The organism is Sporosarcina sp. FSL K6-1540, from assembly GCF_038620285.1.
Lineage (GTDB): Bacteria > Bacillota > Bacilli > Bacillales_A > Planococcaceae > Sporosarcina > Sporosarcina psychrophila.
In genome coordinates this window covers 3594438-3609353 of the sequence record NZ_CP152018.1, presented here as the reverse complement: position 1 = coordinate 3609353, position 14916 = coordinate 3594438, and the positions used below count along the sequence as shown (strand labels likewise).

Genomic DNA, 14916 nt, shown 5'->3' with positions numbered 1-14916 from the left:
CTGTTAGGCTTTATTGTTCTTCTTTTAATGCCCATGCAGTTGAATAAATCTCGGTTCCTTTTTTTAAATAATAGAAGTAGATCGACATCATTTCTTTTGTTGTAAATGATTTAAAATTATCCTTTGTCTGAATGACAAGTAATGATTCAGTCTCCGTCATATCCAGCTTCGCCAAATGCTCATATACATCGCGTAAATAGGAAGGTATCTTTAATTGACTCATCGGCTCACGGACTTTTTCTGGATCCACTACTCGAGCAGGAAAAAGTGGTGCATTCCACTTCGTATGCTGTGATAAAAGTTTTTCTAATTCGAGCAGCATCTCATGAAATGCTGCTTTATCCTCATTAAAAACAGTGAAATATTCTTCTGCAATCACTTCATATTTTTCACCCCAGGCAATCCTTGTGTATACGTAATTATTAAAATGGTGAATCCATTTCCAGGGGTAGTTAACTTCTAGCTCTGGATAGTGTTGTTTTTGATGCGTTGGTACAATTAAATTTAATACACCGTTTATAGTCAATTGTTTATAATCATGTAAATCTTGCTGTATTCTCATAAGAAGTGGCGGGAATAGCTCCGTTAACATAAAATGATCACTATAGTACTCAAGAACTGTTAACGATTTCCCGCATTTTTTCGTTTGCTCATTCCAGTCTTGCAATGTTTGATAGGCTCTAACTTGCCTAGAATCACTTGAATTTATGGCTGATGAATAATCCCTTCCCCAATAGGCATATAACGCATCGACTTGATTAGATGCTTCTGTTTGTTTTTCCCTTTCCAGCATGTTCCAAGACAACCCAGCATTGTACACAATATATTCTACTTCTACGTGTAATCCTTCTTTATCAAGCGCTTCTTTCATTTTTTCAGTAAATCGAATATATGTCGGTAAAAATCCACTCGCGTTTTTCTCGTCAATTCCGATATCTTCAGGCCACAACGATATTCTAGTAATCACTTTGTTTTCCAAACAGATAGCGACTATTTTTTGAATGACTTTATCCTGAAGATATGTATTTTCAGCAAAGAACTTTAGTTTCTCTTCTTGCTTGAGCATATTCTCGTTCGTATCCTTTTGTATCTCTCTAAGCAAGTAACTTAAACTATGACCGCCTAACGTCACTTGAACATCTCTTTTACGTAACGCAGAAGTTACGTATGATTTAACCTCATTCCATAAGAAGAACGTGAAGAAATATTCATTTTGTCCGTTTTTAACTCCCCAATCTATGAGGGTATTGATATAGCCCGGATCATTAATGGTTTCAATAATATTTCCACGTCTAGCAAACATCGGTTCATGGATATATAGTTCTTCTTTCTTTGGTGAATGAGAGTTAACGATTGTTTCTTTGTCCAAATCAATCCACTGGTAACCAAACTGCTTTTTACAATACATATAAACACCATAGAGAATAGAACGGGGCTCATTCCCAATAATCCACATATCATGCTCTGATCTAATCAATGCAAAACCATCATCATTTAGTATGATTGTTTTTCTCATATCCTTCAAAGAATGATATTCGTTTGTTGTTAGCAGGATAACTCTATTCATGTTTTTATTAAGTGCAGTGAATTCCGCCTGGGCATCGATTGTACTTTCATGTCCTGCTTCTCTCATTAACCTTCTTAACTCTTCAACAGCGAACAAAACCGTTTCGTGATTATTCCAGTAAATAATTTTGTCTATGATTAACAACACCTTTCTTAAATATAGAAGTTGAAATAAAGATTCCCTTCAAATCCGCTACGGCGCTAGGGGATGTCTCCCGCACTCCCCCTTGTAAAGCGCCTTCACTCAGTTGATATAGTTATTCATTTGTTCAATATATAATGGAAGGTTTTACCCCTTTTCCATCAAACAACAAAAGGACACTACAGCTTCCTATCATAATTGACGAAAACTAGTGCCCTTATTGACATTTTAATTCACTTAATGCTCCCTGCCGTCATTCCTTCTATAAATTTCTTTTGGGCAAAGAAAAATATTATCAATAATGGTATTGTAGCTAATGTTGTTGCACTCATTAAGTGATGCCATGCTGTACCTGTCTCATCAGTAAATAGTGATAATCCTATAGGCAGTGTCATGAGTTCCCGTGAATTTATGAATATCAGAGGATACAAAAATTCATCCCAATTTGCCAAAAATGTAAATATAGTTAATGTTGATAGAGCTGGTACAGATAATGGCAACATAATTCTCCAATAAACCTTAAACTTTGAACAACCATCGATTATCGCTGCCTCTTCTAATTCTTTTGGTATCATAATAAAAAATTGTCGCATTAAAAAAATACCAAATGCACCTGAAGCACCAAATGTAGGCAGTAAAATTAATGGAAGGTGAGTGTTGATAAGTCCAAGTTCTCGCATGAATAAAAATAATGGAATAATAGTCACTTCTGCTGGGATCATTAGTACACTTAATAACAATAGAAAAATTACATTCCTGCCCATAAATTTTATTCTAGCAAAAGCATACCCTGCCATTGAAGAGAACAGCAAAACCAGAAGTGTTACTAATATAGAGATATAAATACTATTCCAGTATTGCTTCAAAAAAGTTGAATTACCTAATACTTCAGCATAATTTGCCCATCTTATCGGATTAGGTAGGAATTGTGTGAACGTTTTGGCGGGTTCTTTTAATGAGGTTGCAATCATCCATAATAAAGGACCGATCATTAAAGATGTTATTATCAAAAGCGTAAAATACTTAAACAGATTTCTTCCTTTATTCCTCATAGAAAACCCACCTCTTCCTAACAATCCAAGATAGAATAGTAAATGCTAATAAGATAAAGAACAACACAAATGCTAAAGCTGAAGCATAGCCCATATCGAAATGTTTAAAAGCAGTTTCCCAAATATAGTAAACCAGGACTTTAGTGCTATCGACTGGCCCTCCGCGGGTCATGACGTAGATTTGTCCAAAAACTTTCATAGCACCAATTGTAGTAATAATCATAGTTAAAAATACTGTCGGAGTAATTAATGGTAATGTTACGCTTCTAAATTTCCTGAAATTAGATGCACCATCAAGCTCAGATGCTTCATATAATTCTATCGGAACTTGTTGCATTGCCGTTAAAAATAAGATCATATTTAGTCCAACATTTTTAAGCACACTTACAAAAATAACTACTGGTAAAGCAGTTGATACACTTAAAAGCCATGAAGGTCCTTCTATACCAATTAAAGCTAACATTTGATTAATAAATCCTAATTCAGAAGCCAATAAATACTTCCAGACAATCGACCAGACTATTAAAGAAGTCACTACCGGAACAAATATAGCAGTTCTAAATAAGCCAATCCCAAAGAACTTTGTTTTTAACAAAGATGCTAAAAACATAGCCAGTATTATGTTAAAAGGGACCAACCCTAAACTAAATAATAATGTATTAACTAAGGATTTAATAAATGTAGGATCATGAACCAGCGTTTCGTAGTTTTTTAAGCCTATAAAATTTTCTTCTCCTAGTAGTGGCCAGTCATTCAAACTAATAAAAAAAGCATATAGCAAAGGTCCAAACATAAATATTGTAAATCCAATTAACATAGGCGAGACAAATAACCAACCTGCTATATTGTCACTCCATTTAGAACTAAGTCTTTTTCCTTTGGTGATGTGTCTAAGCATTTTATCTCACCCTCAATAATCATTCTATTTTTTCGTAAACCGTGAAATCGTTTCAAAAATAGACTCTACTGTACTACCAATTGTTACCGCGCCTAGCATAATTGCATTGATACCTATTTCTTGAAGAATAACCATATCATCCGGTACAAGATTTTTTTGAGAAGGTATAATAAGCGGTAGCTTTGTATTATCCCTATAACTTTTATAAGTAATAAAGTCTTCAAAGTTCATCGGAAGTCCGTAGTCTTCCTTTCTCACGATTGACAGTTCAACTGCCTGGATGTTAAATGACTCAATAATCCGCACCTGTTCGAAACAAAAATTATCATTGACCGCTACTGTACGTTCCAAGTCATTCTGAAGTAGCATTTTCGACCCAATATCTTTTGCATATAGTGAATAATAGTCAAATCCTAAATTTTTTAACTGTTTCGTATTTGTGCCAAGTACCTTTTCAATTTCATCACCAATAACTAAACCTATTGGTCCACTAAATTTTCGTCTTACTTCTTCAAATATCTCAAAATAATGCTCTATATCTTTAAATTCATTCCGACTAGCCCGATGAGAAACATTAATATGAAATTTAAGTCCATCTACTCCTGCATCTATAGCTGCTTGCGCTAAATCTATACGATTCTCTGGAAGGCTAGCAATTATAGATATTTCCTTACGAAATAACATCTTTTTTAATGTTGTTTCCATTTCCAATATCCCCCTTTATAAGATTAAAAGTAACGGATTAGAAACCGTTACTTTTAATCTTGTAACTTTTCTCACTTTAATAAAGGTTTTATATCTTTTTCCATTTGCTCAAGTATTATAGTTGGAGTTTCCATTTGTGCAAACAGCTTATCAATACCTTTGATAATTTCACTTTCGATTTTTGTCCAGTCTTCATGTAATGGATACGTATAACCATGGTTCATCTGATCAATCATGGCCAACTGAATAGATTCTCTTGAAGGGTTATTAGGGATATTAATAAATTCATCGGATTCTAGTACACTTTTTCTTGCTGGAACAAAGAATACAGACTGTGCCTGAATACCTTCTTTACTAGCCAAGAACTTCAATAATACCTTTGCCTCTTCTGGATGCTTACTACCCTCGAATGCAACAATTCCCGCTTGCCCAAGTAATGGAGCCCTTCCTTCAGGACCTTTAGGAAGTGGGGCAATATCCCATTCGAAGTCAGTAATCTCTCTTGCATTTGTCATATAGCTATACATTGCGGAGTACATACCAACTTTTCCACCTTCATATTCAATATTCTCACCTGGTGGTACATGTGACTTATCCTCAAACATCATTCGATTCAGCATTTCAAAGGTCTTAATGCCTTCTGTAGAATTCCACTTAAACTCTTTCATATCATCGGAAAAGATTGACCCTCCATATGAGATTGTATGAGAAGGTAACGTTGCAAAGTTAGTCCATTCCCTAAATAATCTTGCGCCATAAGTTCTATTGATTCCTTCACCCGCTGATAATGCTTTAGCAGCTTCCTCAAATTGTTCCCATGTCCATTCATCTTTCATAGCCAGTTCAGTCGGTGTTTCTAATCCAGCCTTTTCAAACATTGTTTTGTTATAGTATAAAATCATAGGTGGTGTAGAAAACGGTAACCCTAATAACTTTCCGTCATGTTTCCATAATTCCAATGTCGACGGAATAAAATCATTCATATTAAAGTCGTCATCCTTACTAAACTCTGAAATATCACTTAAAATATCATTCTTGGTAAATTGAGAGACCATTGCTTCGGAAACCCAACCTACGTCTGGTAATTCACTTCCTGCAGCAAGTACTGACATCTTTTGCTGATAGTCTGGAAACGGAATAAGATCAATTTTCACTTTAATGTTTGGATTTTCATCATAAAACCCTTTTAGAACTTCCTCATACATTTCTGCGTGTTGATCATTTCCCCATATTGAAAACGTCAATTCAACATCCTCTTTTTTATCATCACTTTTAGCTGTTCCATCATCTTTACTCTGGTCTTTTGAATCTTCTTTACTACATGCTGCAAGAAAAATCAATACAAGACTGAAAAAAATCAATAAATACTTTTTCATATCCCTGCCCCCTTTTCTTATTCTCATAATACCAATAATGTAAGCGCTTCATAATCGGTTAGTATTAAGAAATGGTTTGTAATGTTAAGATTATTCAAATCTTTTGCCTATATTGATAAGGAGTCTTCCCAACTATTTTTTTAAAGACCACTGAAAAATGTTTCGAGTTCACATAACCAACTAAATGTGCAATATCATATATTTTAAGTTGAGTTTGAGTTAATAATTCTTTGGATTTTTCTATTCTTTGCTGCATTATGTACTCGGATAATTTTATATTTGTTTTTTGTTTAAACAGTTGACTAATATAATTTGGATGAAGATTTAACGTATTTGAAATGAAATTTAAAGTTATCTCTTTTTCTAAGTTCCGATTGATTACATCTTTAATTTTACTTATATTCACAGATTCACCTGGGTTAATAATATCGTAATTACTAGTACGCTCTTTATCTATATTTTGGAGAGTACTTGCAAGTTCGCTTCGACTTATTGGTTTTAACAAATAATCCTTCACTCCTAACTTTAAAGCCTCCCTTACATAAATAAAATCGTCATGACCACTGATTACGATTACCGATACTAACGGATGTCTCTTTTTAAAATACGATATAAAATCAATACCATTCATTTCAGGCATTCTAATGTCTGTAATCACAAGATCAGGTATTTCTATATTTGCAATTTCAAGAGCTTCGTAACCATTAGATGCTTCCCACATAACCTTATAACCGGTTATAACATCCTCCAGTAACTTCTTTATCCCTTTCCTTATTACTTTTTCGTCATCCACTAACAGGACATTTTTCAACCTCATTACCTACTTTCTAATGATAATATCTACCTGGGTACCTATTCCTACTTCCGATGAAATAAGCAACATACTATTAGGTCCATGAATAAGTCTTAACCGCCTGTTGATATTCACTAATGCAATACCATTTTTAACGCTTTCAGGATGTTCCCCATAATCTTTATTCATTAAAGTAGATTTTAGTGATTCTTTTATTTTTAATAGGTTGCAGTTGTCTATCCCGGTACCATTATCACAAACTGATATAGTAAGTGCGGATCCTTCCATTTTAACTTTCACAAATATCTCAACCCTTTTGACCGTTTTACTGTAACCATGCATTATCGAGTTTTCAATTATTGGTTGAATTATATATTTTGGTACTAGATGATCCAGAATCTCATCTTCCAAATCCCAATGAACGTCAAGTGCATCCTCTAATCTATTCTTCATAATGCTTACATAGGTTTTCGCAAATATTATTTCTTCTTGCAAAGGGATCTGTTGTTCTTCATTTTTTAAACGATATCTAATTAATTTTCCTAATTCGGCAATCATGTCTGAAATTTCAAACTGATCATTATTTATGGCCTTCATGTTAATTGATTCTAGTGTATTAAAGATAAAATGTGGGTCCATTTGGGATTGTAACGCTTTATATTCAGCTTCCGAGTTTCTCAAATTTATTTCATACACTTCCGCAACCAAATAATCTATATCAGATAACATTCCATCATAAGCAACATGTAATTCTACTAATTCATTTTTAGATTGGATACTACTACTATTTGCCAACTTATTTTCTTGAAACCATCTAATTCGTGTTTTTAATAACTCCAATGGTTTTAGTAGATAGTTCGTCATATAGTAAGAGATAAGTAAAGAAATAAGTAAACAAAATCCAATTAATAAAAGCAAAATGTTGTTGAACTCACTGATTTCACTGTATAAATAATCTTTGGGTATAACATTACTTATTTTTAAACCAGTTTTACTTGATGTATGTGTAACACAAAAATACTCTTGATTAGATTTCTCAGTCTTAATCCAACTTTGATTTTTTTGGCAACTAGATAATAGATAATCACTTTGACTTCCTATTAATGGTTCATTATGCGTTGTGGATATTTGCCAATTCTCGCTTCCAAGTTGCTCAGTTATTTCCTTTATATACTTAGGTGCAAAGTCAATTCTTATTACTCCTAATTCATTGTGATTCTCCGGATCTCTCAGCAACCTAAGAAAACTCACATACTTTTCACTGTTATTTTTATAATAAATAGGTTTAACATCATAATATGTTATCCAACCACCTTCTTGTTCCTTAGCTTTCAGATACCATTCTTGCTCTTGTAGATTAATTTGATCTTCAATTCTGTAGTTATCCATATGACTAAATAATTGACCATTTTTTGCAAATATATGTATCCCATATATTTGATCTTTATTAAAAGTCATGCTCGATAAAAATAAAGAAAGTAATTTAACATGACTATACTTTTTATGGGTTATAGGAGTATTCATATCATATTCCCTTAAAACACCAACAAGTTCTTTGTTGTATAATATTGAGATTGTAGACCTTGATGCATCTTCTAACATTAAATCTAAATTATAATTTAGTTGTATAATCGTATTTTCAACTTTAGTAATAACTTCTTCACTTTTAGAAGACATAAATATATTCTGAACAACTATTCCAACAACTATTAGGGGAAGTAATAGTAATAAGGAAAAAGTAATGAATATCTTATTTCTTAATGACATTTTAGTTAATCCCCCTAATCTACTAATTTTGGAGTTGCCTTTAATATATCTTTACTAATGCAAAACCGGTTTCCTCCAACTTTACATCCTTTATGTTAACTACCGAGTAAACCGAATACTCATACAATAACACTGAACATTCTCCAATGCCTACCACATAAAGCAATTTAATACTTCCATTTTCTAAATGCTATCTCCTATATCCAAAAATTAAACATTAAAAGGACACTACAGCTTCCTATCATAATTGACGAAAACTAGTGCCCTTATTAGTGTCTATAACCTAATCGCCTTTTTAAATTTACTTGATTCATAGGCCGCCAATGAAACCTCTAATGATTTCAGTCCGTCATAACCTGTGATAGAAGGTTCTCTTCCTTCTTTTACACAGTTGATAAAATCATTTATTAATCCAAAGTCCATATCGTTTCCATAAAAAACATGTTGCAATGATTTTTCTCCACTGCTGAACATCCTAATATGTTCTTTTAATGCATCTACTTTCACTGTTTGCTTTGTCCCAATCACTTCAATCGTTACATCCCCCCATGTTGGGTACTCTGTAAAACGGGACCAACTTGCATCATGAGAAGCAATCACGCCGTTTTCAAATTCTAGTGTGAGAAGACCAGCATCATCAATAGCAATATCATGAAAATAGGAATCAATAATTGCATTGACCTCCGTTACTTCTACATTTAAATACCAGCGCATGATATCGACCATATGTACGGTATGATCTAATACAGCACCACCACCAGATTGTCCTTCATCAATAAACCAGTCACCAGGATTCTGCCCCCGATTGGTTGTCCGGAAAGCTATAATATCACCAAGTTCTCTGTTATCAATCATTTCTTTTACTTGTTGAATCGGTGAGCTAAAGCGTACAGGGTAAGCAATTTGCAAAATAACAGCATGATCTTTACATACCTGAATCATTTCCTTAGCATCTCTAAGATTCGTTGCAATTGGTTTTTCACAGAGGATATGTTTCTTTGCTTTCGCGGCATTTACAACCATTTCTTTGTGACGATTGTTTTCACTGCAAATAATGACAGCATCCATTTCCAATGCTAAAAATTCTGCTTGGTCACTGTAGTGGTCCGTATTATATGTTTTGGCGACTTCTTGGCCCCTTTCAATATCTTCATCAAAGATGCCCACTAACTCAACGTTCGGTAATCTCTTTACGCCATCCGCATAACTGTATGCATGCATATGTGCAAAACTCATCATGCCAACCTTCATGAATGAGCACCTCCATTGAATAGGTTACTAAAATAATTCAATCGATTAACGAGCACCTGATCTACTTTCTGAGCTGTTGCTAAAATGGCATCGACCGAATAGGCTAATGGTAGAGACGCCTTACTTCCTTGCTGAATCGGTCTCATCTGATCACTATCAAATTCTAAGATCGTTTTAATTCCGCTCCATTCAAGCTCTATTCGCTCCTGATTAGTCACTGTATATTCAATATGCGCCATTGTTCCTCCACCAAAGTCCATCAAAATAATCGTATGTACTGGAATCACAGTTTGATCCGTTTGTTTTACTTGAATACGTTGAGGCTCCCCAAGCAATGACGATAATACATATAAATCGCCCGTGAGTAATGAATTGTTTTCATATTGCTTCACCATGCGTCTAAAACGAAAAACGCCTTTAGGTTTTTCTTCTTTATCGATCAACCCTTTTACTTTTTGATAAAATGGATAGTTTTCTAAATCAAAATACACATGCCATCCTAGACTTTGATGGTCAACTGTTAATTCAGTGAATGGAATATAAACTTCATTTCCGGCATCCGCTATAATTCCCATATACTCTTCAGAAACAGGTAACACATATGTAGTATCTTCATAAGTAGTATTATTTAATTGTTCAACCGACTCTATTAGAATTACATTTTCAACTGTATTACGAAAGTCGAGTTTCTCTAAGCTAGCAAATACAATTTTCATGATTACTTTCAACTCCCTATCTCAATAGGTTTCTTAAACGATTAACCGCTTCTTCATTAGCCATTTTCGCGTCGTCATGTCCTTCATATTCAATAGATAACCAACCATCATAATTCGAATTTTTTAATCCATTTACAATATAAGCGAGATCCACTTCACCATCACCTGGAATAACCCCGATTAGTTCCACCCCTTCTGATGAACGAAAGCCACGAAGTGACTCATTTTCTACTTTTTCACGAAAATCTTTAAAATGAACATGAACAATTTCATCTTTCAACCGCTTAAATGCTTCTGTCGGCTTTTCATGGACAAGCAAAAAATTCCCCGTATCAAACGTCGATTTTACAAAAGGACTATTCACCGCCTTTATAATCTCGCTTACTTGCTTACTCTTACCGGCTAATAAGCCATGATTTTCAATAGCTAAATAGATTCCCTCTTTTTCAGCTATTTCTGCACATTTCTTCAAACCTTCTATAATCCAGGCCGATCCATTTTCATATGTTAAGTCACCTTGGATATCGCCACAAAATACGCGAACAATTGTCGTTCCAAGTTTTTTCGCAACTTGAATACCGTGTAAAACCTTTGCCACTTCTTCAGCACGTTCTTCAACTGCTTCTTTCACAAAATTATTCGTGATATCATATGCAGACACTTGTAAATTATAGCTTTTCAATGCGGTAAGTACTTCTCCGATTTCTTCGTCTTTTTCGTCCTTATTCGTCCAATAAATATCGAGCAATTCCACCCCTTCCGTTGAAATACTGCTGGCATAGTCAATGAAGTCGACAATCGACCAGTTTTCCTTCCGGATAGTGGATGCCAAGCTATACATACTTACACTAATATTCATGCGATCCCTCCACGTCGATTGACTTTCACTAACGATAAAATTCTGCTGGCCACTCTAATTCAAAACCATCTGCTCTTAGCTGATCTTGAAACTCTGATAACAACAGTTTATTTTCACGAACTGTTTTGGGATCTGTGTTGTTCTTCATACAAAATGCAACTAATGCACCGCATGCCTCCCCTATATTCCACTCTGTTGGATGAAGGCGATAGCAACCGTTTGTTATATGTGTTGTTCCAATATTTTTACTACCTGCTAACAGGTTATCTGTATCTTTCGGAATCAGCGCACCTAAAGGGATATGGAAGGGTAACGCTTTTATATCTAGATAGGTTCTCCCGGTCATACTTGGATGTAAATCGATGCTATATGAGCCAATCCCTATACGATCAACATATAACTTTCCTGTCTTCCCTTCATTAAAATCAGGTGAAACATCCTGCTCTACGATTGTGTATTCCGCTTTGATCCGTCTCGATTCCCTAATATAGGCTGCTTTTGCTAAGCCATCTTCAGTTGCGAATAGATCTTTACGAAGTTTCAACCCTGGATATCCTTTACTGCCATCAGGCAGCGGCGCTTCGGTTTGTAACCAATACAAAAGGGACAAGCTTAACTGTTTTGCTTGATAGATATGTTTCTCTTTTTCTACATCGGGCACATCGTAAATGTTACCTAAGAAATAATCACTTTGTGGCCAATTCATTAAGCTGACATCACCAGCATCGACTGGCGTATTAAACTGTTGCTTATCAAAGCTACGTCGGTATTCCCAAAGAGGGAAGCCTGTTTCTTCACGAAAAAGCGTATATTCTCTTTTCTCTTTCGTAATCGGATGTGGCGCAAAAAAGCTTAAATAGTTATCGGGCCATATAGCTGGATGGAATTCTTTCCAAAACTCGTACATCTCCGGCTTCGGTATCGTATGATTTTCTCCTAGCCGGTATTCCATACCAAGTACATATGTGAATGCTTGAATATCGTCAGAATCGGCTACTTTCATTGCATGCGGTTCATGTGTATCTGCTTTCGCTTCCGCACCTGTTACGTAATCGACAGCTGCTAACGGCAATAGATCCCCAGCTTCTGTAGCATCGATGAAATAGGGTGCAGTAACCACTTCTTCTTTTCCAGTTACAGTATTTTTATAGGTTACGCTAGTTAATGTTCTGCCATTTCTTTCAACCGAGGTAGCTACCGTGTTCAATACAATCGTAAGCTGGCTAGTTAAGACATATGGCAGGAGCATTTCATTCAATACATGTAGACTGACTCTCGGATCATGGCAAATGCTACTGACCAAACCATTCCCCGGATTAAATAGTGTTTTAGTAACTTTTACATCCATTGTTCGTAAATAAGTGTCTCGAACTTTTTTACGATAGTCTTGGTATCTCTTCGTTGAACCAAATTCTTCAATCCATTGATGTTCATCAGGCGGCACCCCTTGCGAAGTGACTTGACCACCGATCCAGTCGGTTTCTTCTGTTAACAAGACGTGTAATCCATTGGCACATGCCGATAACGCTGCTGCACAACCACCAAGTCCACCACCTATGATGACAACATCTTTATCCACCGTTTTCATTTATAAATATACTTCTTTGCCTGTTTTTGCTGACTCATAGACGGCATTCAACATTCTCATGATTTGCACACCATCAGCAACAGGTGCAATGGTTTCTTTTCCTTCTTTACAACAGTCAACGAAATGATTGATTTCGTTTTTAAAGGCTTTTTCAAAATCGAAGCTCAAATTATCAACTTGTGGTGTAACATTTAAAATCGTGTTGCTTTTCTCCGTTACCATCACTAATTTCGGTTCAATTTCTGCTCCACCTTTTTCACCAAACAATTTAACGTATAACTCATCCTCTTTGGCATGAAGTGTAAAGCTAACATCTACAAACAAAGAGGCTCCATTGTCAAACCGAATGAGTGCATTTGCTAAATCTTCCACATCATTTAATGCAGGGTCGTAATCAGCTGCTTGGTAGAACGATAGATTTTGTATATGGCTACGATTGCCTAACTTTGAATATGTATTACCACTAACTGAGACAGGTCGTGGTTTCCCCATCATATACCAACAGATGTCAATCATATGGACACCTAAATCAATAAGCGGCCCACCACCAGATTTCGACTGATCGCTAAACCAGCCACCAGGATTTCCCAGCCTTCTTAAACAGGAAGCCTTTGCGTAATAAATTTCACCAAGTTCATCTTGTTCAATAAATTGCTTGAGTAGCTTTGTATTGTCTCCATGACGTCTGACAAACCCAACTTGTAGTACTTTACCGGACTTCTTAACCGCCGCTTCGACAGCTAATGCTTGTGCAACAGTCATAGATAATGGCTTCTCAACCAAAACATGCTTACCTGCTTCCAATGCCGCAATTGCAATCACTGCATGTGTGTTATTCCAAGTACAAATACTAACCGCATCAATTTCCGGATTTTGCAATAACTCTTCATAGTTACTATATAGTTCAGTGACACTATAGCGCTCACCAACTTTGGCTAGACGCTGTTCATTGCTATCACATAACGCCACTAACTCTACTCCATCGTTTTTCATATATGGAATAATATGAAACTCGGAAATAGAACCTCCTCCAATTACACCAACTTTCAACATAGACATAACTCCCTTCTATATAATAGGAATAGTACGCGATGAAATAGTAAAATTATTCAAAATACTAATTATATAAACTGAATAAAGGCGCCTTACAAGGGATAGCCGAAGCGGATTTGATGGGAATCTTTACTTCGACTTATTAATAGTTAATAATCTTCGTCAATGTCGTTGACTTTTTATTGAACAACTCATCATAAGCAGCTGGTGCATCCTGAAAATCAACTTCATCCGTTAAAAATGATTGGACATTAATCCGCTTGTCATTTACTAAACGTAAGTACTCTGCCACATTTCTTCCCTCTGTCCAGCGAACGTAACCGTATGGATAATCGATTGCCTGTTTCTCATAAACTTGGTCATATCGTCCTGGCCCACCAGCGCGTGAAATAAGTATTTGCGCTTCCTTCGCAAACAGTAAATTTCTAGGAAAGTCCGGTTCAATGTCACCGACAATTACGACTTTTCCTTGATGTCGAATCCACTCTAAACTTTGATTTGTCAGCGATGAACCTTTACCACCCGCACATAATAGAACCGCATCTGCCCCATATTTTTTCGTACATTTCTCGATTTCGCTTTCCATCTCTTGGATAGTAGAAAAAGAACGAATACTCGTTTCTTCATGAAGCATTGCGGCTCTTTCTGCTTGATTATCGAAAGCAATCACATTATATGCAGCAGCATTGGCTATTTTAGCGATCATTTGACCAAGCAGTCCTAGGCCAATAATAACAATTGTTTCCCCGAATTCTAGTTTTGCAATCCTTAGTGCATGTATTGCAATCGCACCAATTCCTGCTAAAGCTGCTTCCTTTGCCTCCACGCCAGACGGAACCTTTGCACATAATGTCGTTGGAACTAATAGACAGTCAGAATGCCCTACATATGGAGCACCATAACAGGCAACAATATCCCCTTTTTGATAATCTTCCACACCTTCACCACACTCCATAACAACACCAACCGCACTATAGCCTAATGTGATATCTCTATCCTCACTAATTCCAATCAAGCTTAGTTCAGTCCCAGGTGAAATGACCGAGTGCAGTGTTTTAATTAATAGATAGGAAGGTTTAATCGCCGGTTTCATACACTTAACAATATGAACATTTTGATTTCTCGTGACAATTGATTTCATTTCATCCGC

General features: G+C 35.7%; 13 protein-coding genes. All 13 read right to left on the bottom strand.

Features of this window, described 5'->3' with window-relative positions; translation table 11 throughout:
* Window positions 1–10: 10 nt before the first annotated feature.
* Complete coding sequence (locus MKY15_RS17035) at window positions 11–1714, bottom strand: alpha-glucuronidase family glycosyl hydrolase (RefSeq protein WP_342538082.1); 1704 nt, start codon at window positions 1712–1714, stop codon at window positions 11–13.
* A gap of 227 nt (window positions 1715–1941) precedes the next feature.
* On the bottom strand, window positions 1942–2760 hold the full coding sequence (locus MKY15_RS17030) for a carbohydrate ABC transporter permease (protein ID WP_338652595.1): 819 nt from the start codon (window positions 2758–2760) through the stop codon (window positions 1942–1944).
* Window positions 2750–3658, bottom strand: coding sequence for a sugar ABC transporter permease (locus tag MKY15_RS17025; protein ID WP_342538081.1), 909 nt, complete (start codon window positions 3656–3658; stop codon window positions 2750–2752). The genes MKY15_RS17030 and MKY15_RS17025 overlap by 11 nt, the downstream gene beginning before the upstream one ends.
* A gap of 24 nt (window positions 3659–3682) precedes the next feature.
* A complete protein-coding gene (locus MKY15_RS17020; protein WP_340741973.1) occupies window positions 3683–4363 on the bottom strand; it encodes a hypothetical protein in 681 nt (226 codons plus the stop codon).
* A 71-nt stretch (window positions 4364–4434) separates the two neighbouring features.
* Window positions 4435–5739 (bottom strand): extracellular solute-binding protein, encoded by a 1305-nt coding sequence (locus tag MKY15_RS17015; protein WP_338652601.1) that lies wholly within the window; start codon window positions 5737–5739, stop codon window positions 4435–4437.
* 94 nt (window positions 5740–5833) lie between these two features.
* Window positions 5834–6550, bottom strand: a complete 717-nt coding sequence (locus MKY15_RS17010; RefSeq protein ID WP_342538079.1) for a response regulator — start codon at window positions 6548–6550, stop codon at window positions 5834–5836.
* Window positions 6551–6559: 9 nt separating this feature from the next.
* Window positions 6560–8299 (bottom strand): histidine kinase, encoded by a 1740-nt coding sequence (locus tag MKY15_RS17005; protein ID WP_338652605.1) that lies wholly within the window; start codon window positions 8297–8299, stop codon window positions 6560–6562.
* Window positions 8300–8575: 276 nt separating this feature from the next.
* Entirely contained in the window at window positions 8576–9550 is a 975-nt protein-coding gene (locus tag MKY15_RS17000) for a Gfo/Idh/MocA family oxidoreductase (RefSeq protein ID WP_338652607.1), read from the bottom strand.
* Window positions 9547–10266 (bottom strand): hypothetical protein, encoded by a 720-nt coding sequence (locus tag MKY15_RS16995; RefSeq protein ID WP_338652608.1) that lies wholly within the window; start codon window positions 10264–10266, stop codon window positions 9547–9549. The genes MKY15_RS17000 and MKY15_RS16995 overlap by 4 nt, the downstream gene beginning before the upstream one ends.
* A gap of 16 nt (window positions 10267–10282) precedes the next feature.
* The gene (locus MKY15_RS16990; RefSeq protein ID WP_067208497.1) at window positions 10283–11125 is read right to left on the bottom strand and encodes a sugar phosphate isomerase/epimerase family protein; all 843 of its coding nucleotides are present in this window, start codon (window positions 11123–11125) and stop codon (window positions 10283–10285) included.
* A 28-nt stretch (window positions 11126–11153) separates the two neighbouring features.
* Window positions 11154–12713: an FAD-dependent oxidoreductase gene (locus MKY15_RS16985; protein WP_338652609.1), complete on the bottom strand. Its 1560-nt coding sequence runs from the start codon at window positions 12711–12713 to the stop codon at window positions 11154–11156.
* Window positions 12714–13766 (bottom strand): Gfo/Idh/MocA family oxidoreductase, encoded by a 1053-nt coding sequence (locus tag MKY15_RS16980; protein WP_338652611.1) that lies wholly within the window; start codon window positions 13764–13766, stop codon window positions 12714–12716.
* Between the two features lie 142 nt (window positions 13767–13908).
* Complete coding sequence (locus MKY15_RS16975) at window positions 13909–14907, bottom strand: zinc-binding alcohol dehydrogenase (protein WP_342538078.1); 999 nt, start codon at window positions 14905–14907, stop codon at window positions 13909–13911.
* Between the last annotated feature and the right edge of the window lie 9 nt (window positions 14908–14916).

What these genes read in the sequence shown, in the direction of transcription:
- MKY15_RS17030 (WP_338652595.1), bottom strand. Translation starts at nt 2,760, where the DNA reads ATGAGGAATAAAGGAAGAAATCTGTTTAAGTATTTTACGCTTTTGATA.
- MKY15_RS17025 (WP_342538081.1), bottom strand. Translation starts at nt 3,658, where the DNA reads ATGCTTAGACACATCACCAAAGGAAAAAGACTTAGTTCTAAATGGAGT.
- MKY15_RS17020 (WP_340741973.1), bottom strand. Translation starts at nt 4,363, where the DNA reads ATGGAAACAACATTAAAAAAGATGTTATTTCGTAAGGAAATATCTATA.
- MKY15_RS17015 (WP_338652601.1), bottom strand. Translation starts at nt 5,739, where the DNA reads ATGAAAAAGTATTTATTGATTTTTTTCAGTCTTGTATTGATTTTTCTT.
- MKY15_RS17005 (WP_338652605.1), bottom strand. Translation starts at nt 8,299, where the DNA reads ATGTCATTAAGAAATAAGATATTCATTACTTTTTCCTTATTACTATTA.
- MKY15_RS17000 (WP_338652607.1), bottom strand. Translation starts at nt 9,550, where the DNA reads ATGAAGGTTGGCATGATGAGTTTTGCACATATGCATGCATACAGTTAT.
- MKY15_RS16995 (WP_338652608.1), bottom strand. Translation starts at nt 10,266, where the DNA reads ATGAAAATTGTATTTGCTAGCTTAGAGAAACTCGACTTTCGTAATACA.
- MKY15_RS16990 (WP_067208497.1), bottom strand. Translation starts at nt 11,125, where the DNA reads ATGAATATTAGTGTAAGTATGTATAGCTTGGCATCCACTATCCGGAAG.
- MKY15_RS16985 (WP_338652609.1), bottom strand. Translation starts at nt 12,713, where the DNA reads ATGAAAACGGTGGATAAAGATGTTGTCATCATAGGTGGTGGACTTGGT.
- MKY15_RS16980 (WP_338652611.1), bottom strand. Translation starts at nt 13,766, where the DNA reads ATGTTGAAAGTTGGTGTAATTGGAGGAGGTTCTATTTCCGAGTTTCAT.
- MKY15_RS16975 (WP_342538078.1), bottom strand. Translation starts at nt 14,907, where the DNA reads ATGAAATCAATTGTCACGAGAAATCAAAATGTTCATATTGTTAAGTGT.